Annotated in this window: 2 protein-coding genes and 2 pseudogenes; 3 read left to right on the top strand and 1 reads right to left on the bottom strand. The window is 64.7% G+C overall.

What is annotated here, in order from left to right:
- Together ACIPEK_RS46645 and ACIPEK_RS46640 are read left to right on the top strand one after the other, a co-directional pair.
- Window positions 1-375, top strand: a pseudogene (locus ACIPEK_RS46645) (hypothetical protein); the annotation flags it as partial.
- Complete coding sequence (locus tag ACIPEK_RS46640; protein ID WP_401760320.1) at window positions 372-824, top strand: DUF6262 family protein; 453 nt, start codon at window positions 372-374, stop codon at window positions 822-824. The pseudogene ACIPEK_RS46645 and the gene ACIPEK_RS46640, both read left to right, overlap by 4 nt.
- 21 nt (window positions 825-845) lie before the next feature.
- Here the strand turns inward: ACIPEK_RS46640 and ACIPEK_RS46635 are convergent, their stop codons facing one another.
- Window positions 846-1,187 (bottom strand): hypothetical protein, encoded by a 342-nt coding sequence (locus ACIPEK_RS46635; protein WP_402009122.1) that lies wholly within the window; start codon window positions 1,185-1,187, stop codon window positions 846-848.
- A gap of 299 nt (window positions 1,188-1,486) precedes the next feature.
- Between ACIPEK_RS46635 and ACIPEK_RS46630 the strand changes: the two are divergent.
- A pseudogene (locus ACIPEK_RS46630) lies at window positions 1,487-1,787 on the top strand (ATP-binding protein); the annotation flags it as partial.

The following is a 1,787-nucleotide window of genomic DNA, read 5'->3' as shown; positions in this document are numbered from 1 at the left end:
ATCCTGCCCAACAGCTACTGCCTGCTGCCGCCCACTCGGTCCTGCGACAAGGGAAACGCCTGCCATGGCTGCGACCACTTCGCCACCGACCGCACCTTCCTGCCGGACATCCAGCGCCAACTCGCCGAAACCCAGTCTCTGGTCGCCACCCGGCAGGCCCGACACACCGAGCGGTACGGCGAGCCGATGAGCGGGACAAACGTCTGGATGGAACAGCGCAAGGCCGAGATTCGCAGCATGGAGCTGGAGATCATCGCCCTCGAAGCCCAGCCAGCCGACAGCACCACCGTCGTCCGCGGCGCCGGCGTGCTCGGTCGCACCGGCTACCAGGACGCCGCTGGCACCTCGGACAGCAAAGGGGCATCACGCTCATGAACAAACGGCCGGATGAAACGGCCCCGGAAGCCGTGGCTCCTGCTGACCGGCGGATCGCTGCCCTGCGGCAGGCCGCACAGGACAAGCACCGGCAGGCCGTCCAACGGGCGGAGGCGGGCATTCGAAGGCTGATCAAGGAGGGCGAAGAGATCAACTTCCGGGCCGTCGCTCGTGCGGCGGAGGTCAGCCTGGACTTCCTCTATGCCCACACCGACCTGCGGAAACGCATCGAGACCCTGCGCGGCCAGCAACGGACCGCAGACCGGCCTGCCCCTCAGGCACCCTCAGTCGATGACGGCACGGTTATCCATACCCTTACCGAGGCCCTTCGTCGTGAGCGCACCACCCACCGCGAGCGCGTCCAAGAACTCGAACAGCGACTGGCCGCCGCACACGGCGAGATCCTGCGCTTGCAACGCGTGATCCAGTCGAATGGCCCGGGACTGTGAATACTCGCCAGGCTGCGGAGCCTATGAACCCGAGGGCAAGCCGAGAACACTGTGCTCCACCACGCCCGCAGGAAGATCGCTTCTCCCCGAAGTCCGAGCAGTCAACTCCACGAGACCGGCCCGAAGGTCAGCGGCGGGCTCACCAAGGATGATCGCGCTGATGATCAGTTCCATCATCAGACAGTCGTACTCGTCGCCCGTCCTTCGATAGCGCTCCACATCAGCCTCCACCACAGCAGAGGCGATCCTCCTGCCCCCACCAGTCACGAGGGCAAGGGACGCCTCATAGACGCCGTGACCGGTCCAACTCCGGTGCATGAAAAGGACATCGCCTTCGACGAAGACGTTCCACTTCTCATCCATGTCCCGGGCTCGATATCCGCGTTGGATCCGGTCCCAGTCCTCGTCAGTCCAGACACGATCCGGCAACTGAGACACCGGCCGGGGCGTGCTGATCGGATGGAGGCGCCGGAACGACTCTCGGGTGAGCGGGCATCGGCAGTCATGGCGTGATCCTACGGCTGCACTACTCGAACACGACAGCGACTTACCTCCAAGAGCAACTGCCCTGGGCAAAGGGTGAACCTCTGCCACCTTCCGGACGCATCCGCAGCGTCCTGAACAGCGATTTTGCACGACTCCCTCACCGCTACCCCAGATAACTGCGGGCGTTCGACTTCGACGCCAACCCGAACATCGACGCGGCCGCCGTCCATACCCTCGCCAGCTGCGAATGGATCAAGAAGAGCCAGCCGCTCTGCCTGATCGGCGACTCCGGCACCGGCAAGTCCCACATGCTCATCGCCCTGGGCACCGAGGCCGCCATGAAGGGCTACCGTGTCCGCTACACGCTCGCCACGAAGCTGGTGAACGAGCTGGTCGAGGCAGCCGACGAGAAGCAGCTGAACAAGACCATCGCACGCTACGGCCGCGTCGACCTCCTCTGCATCGACGAAATCGGCT

It is taken from the genome of Streptomyces sp. NPDC088246, assembly GCF_044741025.1.
Lineage (GTDB): Bacteria > Actinomycetota > Actinomycetes > Streptomycetales > Streptomycetaceae > Streptomyces.
Note: the sequence above shows the minus strand (reverse complement) of the source record. Positions and strands in the feature narration are given on the sequence as shown.

Excerpts from the sequence above, each read along its gene's own strand:
- ACIPEK_RS46640 (WP_401760320.1), top strand. The coding sequence starts at position 372 with ATGAACAAACGGCCGGATGAAACGGCCCCGGAAGCCGTGGCTCCTGCT.
- ACIPEK_RS46635 (WP_402009122.1), bottom strand. The coding sequence starts at position 1,187 with ATGGATGAGAAGTGGAACGTCTTCGTCGAAGGCGATGTCCTTTTCATG.